The organism is Leifsonia sp. 2TAF2, from assembly GCF_052115085.1.
In the GTDB taxonomy this organism is placed as follows: Bacteria; Actinomycetota; Actinomycetes; order Actinomycetales; family Microbacteriaceae; genus Leifsonia.
This window is the reverse complement of record NZ_JBFRFY010000002.1, coordinates 416,172-432,016: the sequence shown is the minus strand read 5'-3', so window position 1 is coordinate 432,016 and position 15,845 is coordinate 416,172. Positions and strand designations below refer to the sequence as shown.

The window sequence follows — 15,845 nt, the reverse complement described above, 5'->3', positions numbered from 1 at the left end:
CTATTTCACCGATCCGAGGGCGAGGCCCCCGATGAAGCTGCGCTGGAAGAGCAGGAAGACGATGGTCGAGGGGACGGCCGCCACGACGGTCGCTGCCGCGATGACCGACCAACTGGAGACGTACTGTCCCTGCAGGGAGAGAACCGCCGCCGTGATCGGCAGCTTCTCCGACGTCTGGAGCAGAGTGATCGACCACAGCAAGTCGTTGAACACCCAGGTGAACGACAGGGCGCCGAGCGCGGCCAGCGCCGGCCGGGTCAGCGGGAGGATGACCTGCACGAAGATCCGCGTGGTGCTGGCGCCGTCGAGTGTCGCCGCCTCCTGCAACTCGTTCGGGATGGTGCGCATGAAGCCGTACAGGACGAACGTGTAGAAACCGATTCCGAAGGCGACCTGCACGGCGATCAGGGCGCCGAGGGTGTCGTACACGTTGAGTTGCTGCGTCAGCCGCGCGACCGGGATGAGCAGCATCTGCACCGGCAGCAGGTTGCCCGCCAGCATCAGCAGCAGGATGGTCCGCCGGAACGGGATACGGAAGCGGCTCAAGCCGAACGCCGCGGCGGCGGAGAGCAGGAGGGTGAGCACGACGGTCGGGATGGTGACGATCATGCTGTTGACCAGCGCCTGGAACAGGCCGCCCTGGTTCCACGCCTGGACATAGGTGGACAGCGTGAAGGTGCGCGGGATGCTGGCGATTCCGTTGGCGGAGATGTCGTCGAAGGTGCGGAACGACGTGATGAGCACCACGAGGATCGGCGCGAACCAGGCCAGGGAGATGAGGATGCCGCTGGTGTGGAAGCCGACGGTGGCGGCTGTTCTGCGGCTGCTGCGGCGGCGGACGGCGGTCCGTGCCGGCGCGGCGGCTGTGCGTGTTCGAGAGGCGGTGACGGTCACGATTCCTTCTCCTCGGAGAGTGCTCGCACGAGGTAGGACACGATGACCGCGATCGCGAGGACGAAGATGACCACCGCGATCGCGGATGCGTACCCCAGCGCGCGAGAGCCGAAGGCGGTGGAGAACATGTACGTGCTCAGCAGCTCGGTCGAATGGTAGGGCCCACCGCGGGTCATCGCCCAGACGATGTCGAAGGAGCGCAGCGAGTCGATGATCAGCACCGAAAGCACGACGAGGTTGACGCTCCGCAACTGCGGCATCGTGACATGGCGGAAACGCTGCCACGCCGAAGCCCCGTCGACACGGGCGGCCTCCTGGACCGCCGGGTCGAGCGCCTTGAGCCCCGCGATGAACAGCACCATCACGTACCCGATCTCCCGCCACAGAGCAGCGACGATGACGGCGTACAGTGCCGTGCTCGAATCGCCGAGCCAGACGTGCGTCCAGCTGTGCAGGCCGACGGCGTCGAGGACGTTGTTGAGCACGCCGTTGGGCTGGAAGAACGCTCCCCAGATGAGAGCGGTCACGACCAGCGAGAAGACGATGGGGAGGAAGAGCGCGGTGCGATAGATCCCCACGCCACGGCGCTCCGACTGGAACAGGAGCGCGACGCCGAGGCCGGCGACGAACGAGATCCCGCCGAACAGCACGATCCAGATCGCCGTGTTCTTCAGGGCGGTCATGAAGATGGGATCCGAGAACAGGTCGACGTAGTTCTGCACGCCGATCGCTGTGGCCGGCCCCACGCCGTTCCAGTGCAGGAACGACAGGCTGATCCCCTGGAACGCCGGCCAGAACACGCCGACCGCCTCGATGAGGAACGGGACGAGGACGAGCGCGAACACGATCGGCGGCGGAATGGAGATCCGCCGCCGATCGCGAACAGAGGTGAGAGTCGTCACGAAGTCGCCCGGATCTTCTTCGCCGCGGCGTCCCAGTCCTTGAGGATCTGGTCGATGTTCTCCGGGTGTGCGAAGAAGCTGGTCATCGCCGTGTCGGCCGGGGTCTGCTGGGCGTCGCCAGCGTCCCGGTTGTAGAACTGCGTGATCTGCTTGGCCGACTCGAGCATCTCCTTGCCCTGCTTGGACAGCGCATCGAGCTTCAGCGTCGCCTTCGTGTTCGCCGGCAGGTACGTGCCCTGCTGGCTCTTGGCGAGGTCGCTCTGGCCCTCAGGACCTGCGACGTAGTCGAGGAACTTCTTCGTCAGGTTCGGCTTGTCGGTCTTCGAGCTCGCGATGAATCCATCCGTCGGTCCTTCTTCGGCCACCGGGACCTTCGGGTCGACGATCGGGAACTGGAAGAACGCGAGGTCGCTCTGCTTGTCGGCGGGAACCGACGGCTGCGCCCAGGCGCCGAGCAGGTACATGGCGACCTTGCCCTGCGAGAAGTCGCTCATCGCCTGGTTCTGCGTGGTTCCGAGCACAGCAGGGTCGAAGTACGGGAGCACCTGCTTGAGAGCGGCGAACACCTTCTTCACCTCAGGGCTGTCGTACTTCTCCTTGCCGGAGAGCAGCTTCAGGTGGAAGTCGGCGCCGTTGATGCGGAGGTCGAGGTAGTCGAACCACGCCGACGCGAGCCACGCGTTGTCACTCAGGCCGGCCGTGAGCGGCGTGACGCCCTGGCTCTTGATCTTCTCCGAAGCCGCGAGGAACTCATCCCACGTCTTCGGCGGCGTGATGCCCAGCTTCTCGAAGTCGCTCTTGAAGTAGTAGACGCCCCACCAGTAGTAGCCGGTCGGAACGAACACCTCCTTGCCGGAGGAGTCCTGGCTGAGGCTCTTCAGTGCGTCGGGAAAGTCGCCTCCGCTGTTCTTCCAGACGCTGGAGAGGTCGAGCAGCTGGTTCTGGTCGGCGAAGTCGCGCGTGGCCTGACCCGCGTACCAGGTGTAGACGTCCGGCGGGTTCTTCGCGGTCAGGTAGGACGGCAGCTGCTGGTTGAAGGTGTTGGTCGGGATGGTGTTCACCTTGACCTGGCCCTCGCCCTTGGCGTTGAAGTTCTTGACCAGCTGGTCGAGCCCGCCCTTTTCGGCGTCGGTGAAACGAGACTGGAGGATCAGCGGGCCGGATGCGTCCGGGCCGCTCTTGGTCTGCTGCGCTTCCCCGGAGGTGGCGACACATCCCGCGAGGAGCGCGGTGGCGGCGACGGTGCTGCCGAGCGCCGCCAGCCATCGGGTGGTCTTTCGGGTCATCTTCGACTCCATTTCGTGAGTGATCGCTAGGGACGCTCGGCCGAAGGATGATCTTAGGGCCGAACGTGATCCACGGTATGTCGCCGCGGTGCGCCGCCGTAGCAGAAACCGGCGATGTATCTGGACATTCCGATGGTCATGGCCCACAATCGTCGGGTGCTCATCCCCGACGGCTTCCCGGGCCAGCGAATGCTGGTGCTTCCCCGCCCCCGCGTGCGCGAATTCCTCAACCAGCCCGGAACGGCCCGACTTGTCGTGACCGACTGCGGATATTTCCCCCGCGCGGATTCGCACGGTCGCCGCCGGACCGTCCCGATCGGCCAGACCGTCGTGATGGCGTGCGTCGACGGCTCCGGTTGGTGCGAGACCGAAGCTGGACGATTCCCCGTGCAGCACGGTCAGGTCGTCGTGCTTCCCCCACGTCAGCCACACGCCTACGGGGCCGACGCCCACGATCCATGGACGTTGTGGTGGTTCCATGCCGCCAGCCCCGAGGTGGAGGCGTTCCTGGCGTCCGCCGGCATGTCCGGCGACAACCCCGTCCGCCGGCCACGCGACCTCTACCCGATCGTCTCGCTCATGTCGGAGGTGCTCTCGTGGATGGAACGCGACACGACCAACACCAGCCTGAACGCGGCCGCCGGCGCAGCGTGGCACGCACTGACGCTGCTCGCCTCGGAACGATCGCGATCCGACGACGCCGGTGACGTGATCGAGCATGCCACCGAATATCTGCGCGCCCACATCGCCGACCGGGTCACCGTCCCGGAGCTGGCGGCGATGGCCAGCCTCAGCGCGTCGCATTTCAGCGCCCTCTTCAAGCGTCACGTCGGCTACCCGGTACTGCAGTATCAGACGATGTTGCGCATGAGCCGCGCCCGCGAGCTTCTGGACACCACCTCCGCGACGGTCGCGGCGATCGCCGCGGAGGTGGGATACCCGGACTCGTTCTACTTCGCACGTCAGTTCAAGAAGGTGCACGGCATGACCGCCCGGGAGTACCGCGATCAGCACAAGGGCTGATCAGACGGCGAACGCTGCCTCCGCCTCGCCCAGCAGACTCCGGGCCAGAGTATTCGCCGGATCGCGTGCCTCCAGGCCGCTCAGGAGCGACTGGGCGGCGGTCCGGTCGCTGGCGAGGAGGGCGAGTTCGGCATCGATCAGGGTGACCAGATCGCGGTGGGCCTGCTCGATGTCCTCCCGGAAGATCAGCATGCTCGGGAGCGAGGTCGCGAAGTAGTCGATGCTGACGCGTGCACCCCGTCTCTCCTCGACGTAGGCGGCCAGCTCGGTTGTGAGCCGTTCCGCACGCCCCGTGTCCCCGAGCCGCTGAGCGGCCAGCACCGAGTAGTACGTCATGGGCGAATGCGGGACAGCGGTCATCGTCGTGAAGTCTCCGCCGCTGTGCGCCGCCTCCCGCCAGGCCGCTTCGGCCTCTGCGCGGTTCCCCGCCTCCTGGTTCGCGTCGCCGTACGCGAGCAGCAGATCGGACCGGTTCGCCAGTGGATGCGGCGCCTCCCCGAGCGTCGCCGGCACCTCCAGCGCCGAGGCCAGCGCGTCGACGGCACGCTGGGGGTCGCCGAGCGACAGTGCCTGAGCAGCCACCGCCCTTTGTGCAAGCGTCCACACCCGGATCGCCTCCCCCTCGCCGCCCTCCCAGGGGCTGAACCGCCGGGAGGCGAGCACGGCTACCGCTTCATCGTGGCTCCCGGTGAGGACCAGCAGCTCCGCGTACGCCAGAGCGAGGTCGTCGCGTTCCGCGATGAGCTGTGGGGCGTCGGCAAGCTGATCCAGTCGCTGTTGCGGTGGGACGCCGACCCTGCGGGCCAGCTGATCCGCTTCATAACGCAGCTTCGCATCCCCGGGCGCGACCTCGACGGCACGCCGGTACAGCGCTGTCGCCTTCTCCGGGGACCCCTCGACGTTGTACGCGGCCAGGCCGAGGCCGCGAAGCGCGACGGCATCATTCGGATCCCCCGCGACCGCCGCTTCGAGGTGACGGATCGCGTCCGCGTACCGGCGGTGGAAATACAGCCAGTGGCCGAGGAGGGCGTGCGCGCGTGGATCGCCGGTGGCGGCGATGCGGCGCTCGAGCAGGGCCGCATCCCCGAGGCCGCCGGCGAAGCACCCGGCAACAGAAACCTCACGCGCGCTCTGCAGGGCGATCGCGCTCTCGGCCTCGTGGCCGAGTTCCTCCAGGATCTCGGCGCGGCTGTAGTGGAGGAGCGGGAGCGGGTTTCCCGCACCAGGGACAGGGTGGTCGGTGGCGGCGGTCACCGCGGCGTCGAGTAGCCGCAGCGCATCCTCCGCCCGTCCGAGCGATCCGTACTCGGCGGCGACATCGCGGAGCGTCTGGGCGTCCGTCGCGGGCTGCGCCCCGGCGAGATCGTTCAGCCACGCGTCGAGGGGATCCAGAGCCCGGGCGACGTTGAGCACCAGCTCCGCTTCCGAGGAGCGTCCCAGCTCCCGCAGCGCGACCGCTCGCACGGCTGCGAGCTGGAGATTGTCCGCATCCAGGCGTGCGGCATCCTCCGCCAGACGCAGAGCGTCGGCCCAGCGCCCGGCCCGGGCGGCGATCCGCGCACGAGCGAGGCCCGATGGTGCGCGCCATGCATAGTTCCAGGCCGCCTTGGCGAACGCGGCGTCCGCATCCCGATCGCGTCCCTGCTCGGCCAGCACGAGCCCGAGCAGATACGACGCCTCGCCGTCGACCGGGTTCGGGTTCCTCCGCATCTGACGCTGCAGAGCGGCGCGGAGGTGCGTTTCGGTCTCGTCGAGGCGTCCGGCACCGAAACGGGCCGACGCCAGCGCCACGTGAGAGCGGGAGTCGCCGGGATCGCGTCGAAGAGCCTCCTCCCAGTACGGCTCCGGCGAGCGCGTCGCATGTCGGTACTGGGCGAGGTGCACTCCGGTCAGGTACAGCTCGTCGATGGAGTCGATCTCCGCAGGCGCCGGCGGCTCGGTCGCCGTCTCCACGCCGTCGGGGGCGGCGTCGCGGAAACGGGTCGAGGCACGGAGCAGCTCGACGCCGTCGGCCGACGCGACCAGTTCGAGGTCGCCTTCCGTCTCCACGCTGACCGTCGCGCGCGCCGGACGGCCGGGAGCCACGGCCACCCGGCGCTGCCACAGCACCCTCCCGGCGTCGTCGAGAAGTGCAAGGTCCAGCTCTTCGCGCACCGTCGTGACAGCGACGCCGACGTTCGCCGTGCGGGTGTCCGTGTCGCCGAGGGCGGTGAGGCTGAGCGCCACCTCCGTCGAGGCTTGAGTGAGGGGGCCGATGTCGTGGTACGGGAACCAGTACTGACTGAAGGTCTTGGTCTCCCCGGGCGCCAGGTAGGAGAAGTCCGGCTGGTTGTCGGTATAGACACCGGCCATGAGCTCGACGTAGGCGCTGCGATCGTCGCTGAGGTTGGCATCCCAGGCCCAGCCGAAGGGTGAGTTGCCCCAGGTCCACTGCTTCTTGCCCGGTGCGATGTGATGGTCGGCGACGTGGGCGAAGCCGAGAGCAGTGGAGTGGTCGTACCCGCCGAAGAAGTCGTCCTCGCTTGCGACGCACATGTACGACGTGGGCACGGGGATGTTGCGGTACCAGTCCAGCCGGTCGGCGGCGGCGGCGACGAACGCCGGGTTGTCTCGATCCGCCCGGGCCGGGTAGTCGATTCCGTAATAGGGACGGTCGGCAGCGGGGAATGCTGTCACCGCGCGCTTCGCATGGTCGGCGACCATGTGCACGTCCGCCGGAAAGAAGGACTGGTACTGGTCGTGCACGCGGACAGCGACGTTGGCCCACCAGAGGAACGTCTGGGTGAGGGCCGTTCGATTGAACAGCCGCACCCGCGCCTCGAGCACGGCGCTGCCGGGCCGCAGTCGGATGCCGTGCATGCCCTTCATTCGCGCGAACGGGTCATGGTCGGAGCACCAGACCGTCACGGAGCCGTCGTCCTCCCGTTCGATCGTCCAGTCCATGGGGAGGAACGTGCCCGGTCGGTGGTGCTGCGGCCAATTGAACTCGATGCCACCCGAGATCCACGGTCCCGCGAGCCCGACCAGCGCAGGCTTGATGACATCGTTCCGGTAGAAGAAGTCCTGGCCGGTGGTCTTGTCGACCGCGATGTGCACCCGACCCCCGAGCTCCGGCAGGATCACCAGACGCAGGTACTCGTTCTCCAGATGGACGGCCTGCCAGGAGCGCATCCTCGCCTCATGGCTCACCGATTCGATGAAGGGGAGCGGGTAGACCCGTCCCGACGAGCCTTGATACACCCGGGAGTCCAGGAAAGCAGGCAGCCGTCCCGGCTCCCCTGGCTCATAGGTGGGGACATCGACGGGTTCGCTCCACGCAGCGGCGGCAGCGTCGCGCTGATCCGCCGGCACAGGAGGGAGCGGAAAACGGGGCTGGGGTTGCGACATAAGCAGGACCCTATGCGGGCCGCGCCGTCGGGAGAATATGCGTTCCCACGCATCACCTGGACAATCCTCTGGTGGGCGAGCAGTTCGAGGACCCATATCACCCCCGAGGGACGATGTCGGTCGAGCACCGCACGGACAGACTGATTCGCAGGGCTCGCACGATGCGGGCGCGAGCACGAGCGGAGGATACGTCATGACGGATGCTGAGTTGGACACACTGGGGCCGGTCGATTTCGTGATCGTCGAGTTTCCGGCGGGCGAGGCGAACTTCTCGGGCGAGATGGCCGCCGAGCTGGTCCGGCTCGTCGAGGAGGAGACCATCCGGCTGATCGACGTGCTGATCCTCACCAAGTCGGAGGACGGATCCATCGACGCCATCGAGCTCGAAGACGTCGAGCAGCTCGGGCCGCTGGCGCGACTCGAAGGCGAGCTGGCCGAGCTCCTCGCCGAGGATGACGTCGAACGGCTCGCCGCAGCGATGGAGCCCGGAAGCGTGGCCGGCGTCCTGGTGTACGAGAACACGTGGGCGGCGCCCTTCGCCTCGGCCGCCCGTCGAGCCGGCGGCCAGCTGATCGCGAACGGCCGCATCCCCATCCAAGCGATCGCGGCATCGATCGCCGCGGACCAGCAAGCCTGACAGAACGGAGAGTCACATGTTGAGAGCAGCACGCGCAGGCCGCGTCGGTGTCGTCGGAGCACCCGTTGCACGAGCCGCGGTCGTCGGAGCCGCCGTCACGCCAGGGCGATCGCCCGTCGCCAAAGCGGCGGTCGTCGGTGCGGCGGTCACACCAGGGCGGTCACCCGTCGCCAAAGCCGCCGTCGTCGGAGCGGTGGTGACGCCCGGCCGTCGACGGATCTAACCGCCGGGGAGTGCCGTCGGCGACTACGTGACTCCGGCGCGGGCCGGGTCGACGTCCTTCAGCAGCCCCAACTCCCGTGCCCGCGCGATCGCGGCATCCCGTCCGACCACGTCGAGCTTTCGGTAGATGTGCGCCATGTGCGTCTTGACGGTGTTCACCGAGACGAAGCACCGACGGGCGAGATCGGCGTTCGTCAGGCGGCTCGGCAGGTACGCGAGCAGCTCCAGCTCGCGGGCGGTGAGCGGATCCGGCAGACGGCTGGTCGGCTCGTGGAGGGCATAGAACCGTGAGACGACGTCGCCCCGGAAGCCGTCGGAGTCGTCCGGGAGTCGTTGGATGAGCGCGATGACGGCGGCGCCCGCACGTACAAAGGGGTGCACCAGCTGTTCGGTCGCCACAGCATCCAGGGCATCCTCCAGGAGGGCGCGCGCCTGAGAGTGCCGCCCTTCCAGGTCGGCGAGCCACGCGCGCAGCGCGCCGGCCTCCGCGATCCGGGCGGGTGAGGGCGCATCGGGAAGACCGGTGCTGTCCAGGGCGATACGGGCAGCGTCCACATCCCCACCCGCCAGCAGCCCGGCGACGTCTTCGAAGGCCGAGAACGACCACGTCGACGGCGGCTCGGGTGCCCGGGGATGACCGGCCGTGCGACGTCGACGGTGTTCGATTCCCCGCAGGAGGTCACTCACGACCGGCGGCGGCCCGCCGACCGGCGGGATCGCTGCGACGTCCGTACCCTGCGGATCGATGAGCCGGGATGCCGCATGCGCGATCCACAGCAGTTGCGTGCGGTTGTTCGAGGAGGCGCGCACGTGCCCCTCGTGAAGAGCAAGTGCGCCGGACTCGGGCCGGCCCCGCTGGATCGCGACGAGCGCGCGGCCGAGGTAGGCATCCGCCGTGGAGGGATGCGACAGCAGGGCCAACTCCCGCGCCAGGTCCAGCGCTTCGTCGGCGGACCCGGCCGCCGCGGTCAGCCGCCCCGCCAGAGCGTCGGCGATCGCCAGCGAACCGAGCCCGTGGATGCGGTACGGCGCATAGCTGGCCCCCTGTGAGACGAGGGCGCTGTGCAGGTTTCGGGCGGCTTCGTCGAGATCACCCAGAAAGAGCTGCGCGCGACCCATCGAGATCAACGCGATCGTTCGCAGGTGGGGCAGCGATGTGATCTCCAGCAGATCCACTGTGTGCGGATCGCCCGCTTCATCCGCGGCCGCAAGCATCTGGAGCCCATCCTCGAGATAGCGCTCCGCCGGCGGGTGGAACTGCACCCCCGACGCCGCGTACGCCCGGGCGATGAGCTGGGTTCCGAGCGGCACATCGGGCCGACCGATCACGCTTCGCAGCAGGCTCTCGCCGATCGCTGCGCGCCCCGACATCCCCTCCACCATGCCCCGCAGCACCACGGCGTCCGGACGCGACTCGATGACCTCCTGCGGGACGGTCGCCAACCACCGGGCCACGGTCGCCGTCTCTCCGTGCTCGTACACTCCGCGCCCCCTGCTGAGGATGAGCTCGAGAGCATCGATCCACGCGCGCGCGGCGAGGAGGCATTCGATGGCGTCGCCGACGGCGCCACGCGCATGATGCCAGTCCGAAGCGATCCGCAGCAGCCGGGCCTCCGCACCCGGATCCGAGGCACGCAGCCGCAGGCGCAGCAGGTCGCGGAAGAGGTGATGGAAACGGTAGCGGCCCTCGCCCCCGGGTACCGGGACGACGAACAGCGACTCCCGCTCCAGGTCGCCCAGGAATCCGGCTCCGTCTTCCAGCCCGGTCACCGTCTCGACCAGTCCGGCGGAGAGTTCATCCAGCACGGAGAGATCGAGGAGCGCTTGCCGCCGGTCCGCCGGCAGCGCATCCAGCACCTCTTCGCTGAGGTAGTCGATGGCCAGCCGGTCGCTCTCCTCCAGAGCCTCGACCAATTCGGAGTCGTCGGCGTGGATCCGCAGCCTCAGTCCCGCCAGCTGCACCCCCGCCGCCCAGCCTTCCGTACGACGGACGACTGCCGCGGCGGTCACCTCGTCGACCCGCCGGCGCGAGACCCGCTCCAGCACTCCCGTCGCGGATTCCCCGGAGAAGGCCAGCTGCGCCCCCCGGATCTCGACGAGCCCGTGATGCAGCCGATGCCGGCTCCAGCCCAGGCCCAGATCCACCCGCGAAGAGAAGACGAAGTGGATGCGCGGCGGCAGCATGTCCACCAACCGCCAGAGATCGCCGATGACATCGGCGTTCGTCACCCGGTGCAGGTCGTCGAACACCACGACCAGATCGTCGGTGAGGTCGGCGAACGCCGCGGCGAGCGCCTCGATCAGAGGATCGCCGAGCCCGCCCGCGGCGTTCCCCAGTGGTGCGTCCAGAGCGCTGAACGACGAGTCGATGCTCGCGAGTTCTTCCACGAGCCGCCGAGCCAACCGCACGGCATCGTTGTCCGCCGCGCTGAGCTCCAGCCACCGGACGTGGACGTCGCGCAGGCTTCCCGCCCACTGCGCCAGCAGCACCGTCTTCCCCGAGCCCGCCGGAGCCACGACGAGAATCAGCGGGCCCTCGGCACCGACATCGAGCAGGTCACGCAGCTGCGGCCTGTCGACGGCATGAGAAGGAACAGTGGGGAGCACCGTCATGATCGGCTTTCTCGCGGTATGCCGGGAATCATCCCATGTGGATGACGGTGTGGCGACCCTCACGGAGTTGACTGTTCCCGACGCCGCTCCCGCCGAGACCCTGCGGCCGAGGAGGTCGTCACGGTGACCGCACACATCGTCGAGATCGTCGTCCGCGGGGGGCTGAGTTCCGAGCTCATCGCGGCGCTCGACGGGTTCCGTGTCCGCAGCGATCCTCCGGGCATGACGTGCATAACCGGTGCCGTGCCCGATCAGTCCATGCTCATCGGCATCCTGGACATGTTCGATGGGCTGAACATCGAGGTCGTCTCCGTCAACCGCGTCGGAGAGGCGTCACCCGCCCAGGATGACGCCCCACCGCAGCCCGCTTCTTAGCCCTCAGGGATCACTCGGAGCGACGGTTCGTCACTGTCGGGCCATCGCAATACGGAACCGTTCATCGGGATCCACGAAGTGATCGTTGTCATCCGCCCCGAGGTCGAGCTGCACCCAGGCGAGCTTGCCGGTGAAGCGACTCGTCGCTGCCGTGTAGTCCGGGCTGACGGTGGTGCCCGACTCGAAACCGATGTCCGTCGTCTCGTCGGCCGAGAAGATCATCGCCTGGGTCGCGGCGACGCGTCCGGTGCCGACCGCTTCGCCGTCGAGGTACAGGGTCACGTCGCCGCCCTTGGCCAGTCCTCCGCCGTCGTAGGCGAACTCCATGCGCACCTGGTGCGTGCCCTCCGGAACCGGCGTATCGGCTCGCGTGGCGAACTCGTGGATGCCCAGCACGTTGTAGAGGAACGTCGGTCGGTTTTCGTGGAGGTACAGCGTCCACCCCCCGAACCGTCCCCCTTGAGCGATCAGGACACCGTTGGCGCCTCCTGCCGGAACGGTGATCTCGGCTGTCACCGAGAACGACTTGTTCTTGATGCTCACGACGCTGTTCTCGGAGAGCCGGCCCATTCCGGGGAAGAACAGCTGCGTGTCGCCGTGGATCAGCGTCGGCCGCCCCGCGATGTCGGGGTTGACCCGGTCGGCGGTGCGATCGTCCAAGGGCAGCACGTTGTACTTGACCGCTTCGATCAGCCAGAGCCGTTGCAGGTAGTGCAGGCGATCAGGATGCTCGGCCGACAGGTCGCGAGCCTGGCTGTAGTCGCCGCCGGCGCCGTCGTAGAGCTCCCACACGTCGTCGTCGAACGCGATGGTGCCGCCGCCCACCATGTCCCACGGCGTGCGGTGCTTCGTGACGGCGCTCCAGCCCTGGTGGTAGATCCCGCGGTTGCCGAACATCTCGAAGTACTGGAGGTCGTGCCGCTCGGCCGCATCCGGCTGGTCGAAGGTGTACAGCATGCTCGTGCCCTCGATCGGCGCCTGCTGGACGCCGTTCACCATCACCGGCTCGGGCAGCCCTGCCGCCTCGAGGATGGTCGGAGCGATGTCGATCACATGCGTGAACTGCGAGCGCAGTCCACCCGGCTCCGCGATCCCCTTCGGCCAGTGCACCACCGTCCCGTTCCGGGTGCCGCCCCAGTGGGAGGCCACCTGCTTGGTCCACTGGAAGGGGGTGTCCATCGCCCAGGCCCAGCCGACCGCGTAGTGGTTGTACGAGCTCGGCGTGCCGAACTCATCCATCTTGGACAGCATGAATTCGGGCGTCTCCAGGGCGGCCATGCCGTTGAAGTTGGCCATCTCGTTGAAGGCACCGTTCAGGGTTCCCTCGGCCGAGGCTCCGTTGTCGCCGACGATGTAATAGATGAGGGTGTCCTCGAGGATCCCCAGATCCTCGATTGCGTCGACGATGCGGCCGATGTGGTGGTCGGTGTGCTCGAGGAAGCCCGCGTAGACCTCCATCTCGCGCTCGAGCACCGGCTTGAGTTCGTCGGGCATCTCGTCCCAGGAGGGGATCTCCGCATGTCGCGGGGTCAGCTCGGCATCGGCCGGGATCACACCCAGCTCCTTCTGCCGCGCGAACGTGGCCTCACGCTGCGCGTCCCACCCCTCCGCGAAGGCACCCTTGTACTTGTCCGCCCACTCCCGGGGAACATGGTGCGGCGCGTGCGTCGCGCCCGGCGCGAAGTAGACGAAGAACGGGCGCTGCGGAGCGAGTGCCTTCTGCGTACGGATCCAGCCGATGGCGTGATCCGCGAGGTCCTCCGTGAGGTGGTATCCCTCCTCGGGAGTCGCCGGCGGCTCGACCGCCGTGGTGCCCTCGTACAGCGCCGGGTCCCACTGGTTGTTCTCCCCGCCGATGAAACCGTAGAACGTCTCGAAACCGCCGCCGGCGGAGGGCCAGGCATCGAACGGGCCGATCGGCGAGGACTGCCAGACCGGCACCTCATGACACTTGCCGAACTGCGCCGTGGAATAGCCGTTGAGCTTGAGTGTCATGGCGAGCGGCGCCTTGGTGTTCGGCCGGAGCGAGCTCTGCCCCGGTGCCGAGGTCGCCGTCTCGGTGATGCTGCCCATCCCGACCGAGTGGTGATTCCGACCGGTCAGCAGCGCCTGCCGTGATGGGGCGCATAGAGCCGTGGTGTGGAAGCGGTTGTAACGCAACCCGCCTCGGGAGAGGCGTTCCAGCGTCGGCGTGCTGCACGGCCCGCCGAAGGTGCTGGAGGCGCCGAATCCCACGTCATCCACCAGCACGATCAGGACGTTCGGCGCACCCTCCGGGGGCAGCAGCGGTGAGATCGGCGGGAACGACGTCTGAGGATCCTTGGCGTCATACGTTGTCAGCCCGGGCCGGGGGCGGTCGGGGACGGGCAACATCGTCCTGGCGTTCTCATCGACGGTCATGATGGTGCTCCCCCACTGCCCTCGCGGACGCTCTCGCGGATGCTCTCGGATGCTCTCGCTCTCGACGCTAGGGAAGTCGGGCGGCCGCGGACTCACCCCGGGCGGGTGATCTCTCGCGACTCCGACGCGTCAGCGTGCGCAGCGGAAGCCGATGTGCGTGGCCGCGCTGTCCTCGGTCTGCGAGCTCCGTGCCGCCGGCCTATAGCGCAAGCAGTACTCGGGGGCGCAGAGGTGCGACCCGCCTTTCAATACCCGACGTGGCGCTTCGGAACCGCCCGACAGGAGGTTCGTGCGCGAGCCGGCATCCACTGCCACCGAACCCGGCGGGACATGCCTGGGCGACCACGGGCTCGCCGTCCACTCCCACACATTGCCGATCAGGTCGAACGCCCCGTAGCCATTGGGCGGGAATGATGCGACCGGCGAGGTCCCCTGCCACCCGAGCGCACCATCGTTGCGGAAGGGAAATGCGCCGTGCCAGGTGTTCGCCATCACCCTGCCGTCCGGTTCGCGCTCGTCGCCCCACGCGTAGCGTGCGCCGACGTGCCCTCCCCGTGCGGCCCATTCCCATTCCGCTTCGTCAGGCAGGCGTTTGCCCCTCCATGTCGCATACGCGAGCGCGTCGGCGTACGCGACGGCGACCACAGGATGCTGCAGACGCTCCCCAATCGACGAGCCGGGACCCTCCGGCTCGCGCCAGTACGCTCCCGGCTGCCAGCGCCACCACGCACGCCAGTCACTCAGGTCGACGGGGCCGTCCGTCGGCGTGAACACCAGCGCACCGGGCACCAGCGCTGCGGGGTCGGCGCCGGGGAACTCCGCGGGGTCGAGGGGACGCTCCGCGACGGTGACGTACGCGGTGGCCGCCACGAACTCGGCGAACTCCTCGTTCGTGACCGGAGCGACGTCGAGCTCGAACGGGTCGACGGGTCGGTCATGGACCGGCCCTTCCTCCCGGTAGAACTCCTCCGACCCCATCCGAAGCGTTCCGCCGGGCACCGAGATCATCTCACTCATGCGCTGCCCCCTCGAGGATGATGCTGGCACGATCGCGCGCTACTGGCGATTCATGACCACTCGAAGGCGCTCCTCCGGCGTGATGAAGTGCGGGGCTACAGCCGGTTCCCTTCGGCGTCAGCGCGAGAGGTAGTGGACGAGGGTCGCTCGCCCGCGATGCCCGGAAGCCGCGTGTCGGTGAGCTCCTCCGCGAGGCGCCACAGCGGCTCGCGCACGCCCTCACGCCTGGCGCTCCGGGGCAGCCGTGCGATCCTCTTGGTCGGCCCCACGAGGCCTAGCCGGGACGGACCGTAGTAGGCGCCCTGCTCCGCGGCCGGGTCCGCCGCGGCGAACAGCAGCGGCTCGGCGCCCTGCTCCACGCCCTGAGAAGGCAGCAGTGTGCGCCGGATCGGAGGGCGGTCGCGACCGTCGAGGTTGCGTCCGGAGGTCTGCAGGTTGGTGCGGGTGTAGCCGGGATGCGCGGCCGTGCTGCGAAGGCTCCAACCCCGCTCGGTGGCGACTTCGGCCAGGGTGGTCGCGAAGAGGAGATCGGCCAGCTTGGACTGCGCGTACGCCCTGCTGGCGCTGTAGCTGGTGCTCCATTGGGGATCATCGAACCGGATCCGCCCGAAGTTCGCGGTGCCGCTCGACATGGTGGCGACGCGAGGCGACTCGGCCTTCAGGAGCACCGGGAGCAGCAGGAGCGTCAGCGCGAAGGGGCCGAGGAAGTTGGTGCCGAACTGGAGCTCGAACCCGTCCGACGTCGTGATGCGCGTGGGCGGGATCATCACGCCGGCGTTGTTCACGAGGGTGTCGAGCCGGTCGATGCTGCGGGCGAACGCTCGGACGCTGGACAGGTCGGCGAGGTCGAGCTGCCGCACCTCGACGACGGCGGCTGGGTGCCGAGCGACGATCTCCGCCCTGGCCTTCTCGCCCTTTTCTAGGCTGCGGACGGCCAGGACGACCTCTGCGCCGGCCGCGGCCAGCCGCTCGGCCGCCTCTCGGCCGGTGCCGCTGTTCGCGCCCGTCACGACGACGCGTCGACCGGTCTGGTCGGGAACTGTGTACATGGCTTCCTCCGTTATAATAGACCGTCGGTCTGTTTAGAGC

At 68.3% G+C, this 15,845-nt stretch carries 12 protein-coding genes; 4 read left to right on the top strand and 8 right to left on the bottom strand.

Annotation, left to right across the window (positions count from 1 at the left end; translation table 11 throughout):
* The 3 genes from AB4Z18_RS14325 to AB4Z18_RS14315 are packed head-to-tail and all read right to left on the bottom strand — an operon-like array spanning position 1 to position 3,082.
* Positions 1-894: a carbohydrate ABC transporter permease gene (locus AB4Z18_RS14325; protein ID WP_441783403.1), complete on the bottom strand. Its 894-nt coding sequence runs from the start codon at positions 892-894 to the stop codon at positions 1-3.
* On the bottom strand, positions 891-1,796 hold the full coding sequence (locus AB4Z18_RS14320) for a carbohydrate ABC transporter permease (RefSeq protein ID WP_441783402.1): 906 nt from the start codon (positions 1,794-1,796) through the stop codon (positions 891-893). The genes AB4Z18_RS14325 and AB4Z18_RS14320 overlap by 4 nt, the downstream gene beginning before the upstream one ends.
* The gene (locus tag AB4Z18_RS14315) at positions 1,793-3,082 is read right to left on the bottom strand and encodes an ABC transporter substrate-binding protein (RefSeq protein WP_441783401.1); all 1,290 of its coding nucleotides are present in this window, start codon (positions 3,080-3,082) and stop codon (positions 1,793-1,795) included. The genes AB4Z18_RS14320 and AB4Z18_RS14315 overlap by 4 nt, the downstream gene beginning before the upstream one ends.
* Before the next feature lie 114 nt (positions 3,083-3,196).
* On the opposite strand from AB4Z18_RS14315, the gene AB4Z18_RS14310 reads away from it, so the two are divergent.
* Positions 3,197-4,105 (top strand): AraC family transcriptional regulator, encoded by a 909-nt coding sequence (locus AB4Z18_RS14310; protein ID WP_441783400.1) that lies wholly within the window; start codon positions 3,197-3,199, stop codon positions 4,103-4,105.
* On the opposite strand, the gene AB4Z18_RS14305 is transcribed toward AB4Z18_RS14310, so the two are convergent.
* Positions 4,106-7,492 carry a DUF5107 domain-containing protein gene (locus AB4Z18_RS14305; RefSeq protein ID WP_441783399.1) on the bottom strand — a complete coding sequence of 1,129 codons (3,387 nt, stop codon included), beginning with the start codon at positions 7,490-7,492 and terminating at the stop codon, positions 4,106-4,108.
* 193 nt (positions 7,493-7,685) lie between these two features.
* Here AB4Z18_RS14305 and AB4Z18_RS14300 point away from each other — a divergent pair, with 193 nt between their 5' ends.
* A complete protein-coding gene (locus tag AB4Z18_RS14300; protein WP_441783398.1) occupies positions 7,686-8,129 on the top strand; it encodes a DUF6325 family protein in 444 nt (147 codons plus the stop codon).
* A 16-nt stretch (positions 8,130-8,145) separates the two neighbouring features.
* Positions 8,146-8,352, top strand: a complete 207-nt coding sequence (locus tag AB4Z18_RS14295) for a hypothetical protein (RefSeq protein WP_441783397.1) — start codon at positions 8,146-8,148, stop codon at positions 8,350-8,352.
* A 23-nt stretch (positions 8,353-8,375) separates the two neighbouring features.
* On the opposite strand, the gene AB4Z18_RS14290 is transcribed toward AB4Z18_RS14295, so the two are convergent.
* Entirely contained in the window at positions 8,376-10,964 is a 2,589-nt protein-coding gene (locus AB4Z18_RS14290; RefSeq protein ID WP_441783396.1) for a LuxR C-terminal-related transcriptional regulator, read from the bottom strand.
* 123 nt (positions 10,965-11,087) lie between these two features.
* Between AB4Z18_RS14290 and AB4Z18_RS14285 the strand changes: the two genes are divergently transcribed.
* Positions 11,088-11,339 carry a hypothetical protein gene (locus AB4Z18_RS14285; RefSeq protein ID WP_441783395.1) on the top strand — a complete coding sequence of 84 codons (252 nt, stop codon included), beginning with the start codon at positions 11,088-11,090 and terminating at the stop codon, positions 11,337-11,339.
* A 30-nt stretch (positions 11,340-11,369) separates the two neighbouring features.
* Here the strand turns inward: AB4Z18_RS14285 and AB4Z18_RS14280 are convergent, their stop codons facing one another.
* The 3 genes from AB4Z18_RS14280 to AB4Z18_RS14270 form a co-directional block, all read right to left on the bottom strand.
* Positions 11,370-13,739, bottom strand: coding sequence for a sulfatase-like hydrolase/transferase (locus AB4Z18_RS14280; RefSeq protein ID WP_441783394.1), 2,370 nt, complete (start codon positions 13,737-13,739; stop codon positions 11,370-11,372).
* Positions 13,740-13,868: 129 nt separating this feature from the next.
* On the bottom strand, positions 13,869-14,756 hold the full coding sequence (locus AB4Z18_RS14275; protein ID WP_441783393.1) for a formylglycine-generating enzyme family protein: 888 nt from the start codon (positions 14,754-14,756) through the stop codon (positions 13,869-13,871).
* Between the two features lie 95 nt (positions 14,757-14,851).
* Positions 14,852-15,805 (bottom strand): SDR family oxidoreductase, encoded by a 954-nt coding sequence (locus AB4Z18_RS14270; protein ID WP_441783392.1) that lies wholly within the window; start codon positions 15,803-15,805, stop codon positions 14,852-14,854.
* Positions 15,806-15,845 lie beyond the last annotated feature (40 nt).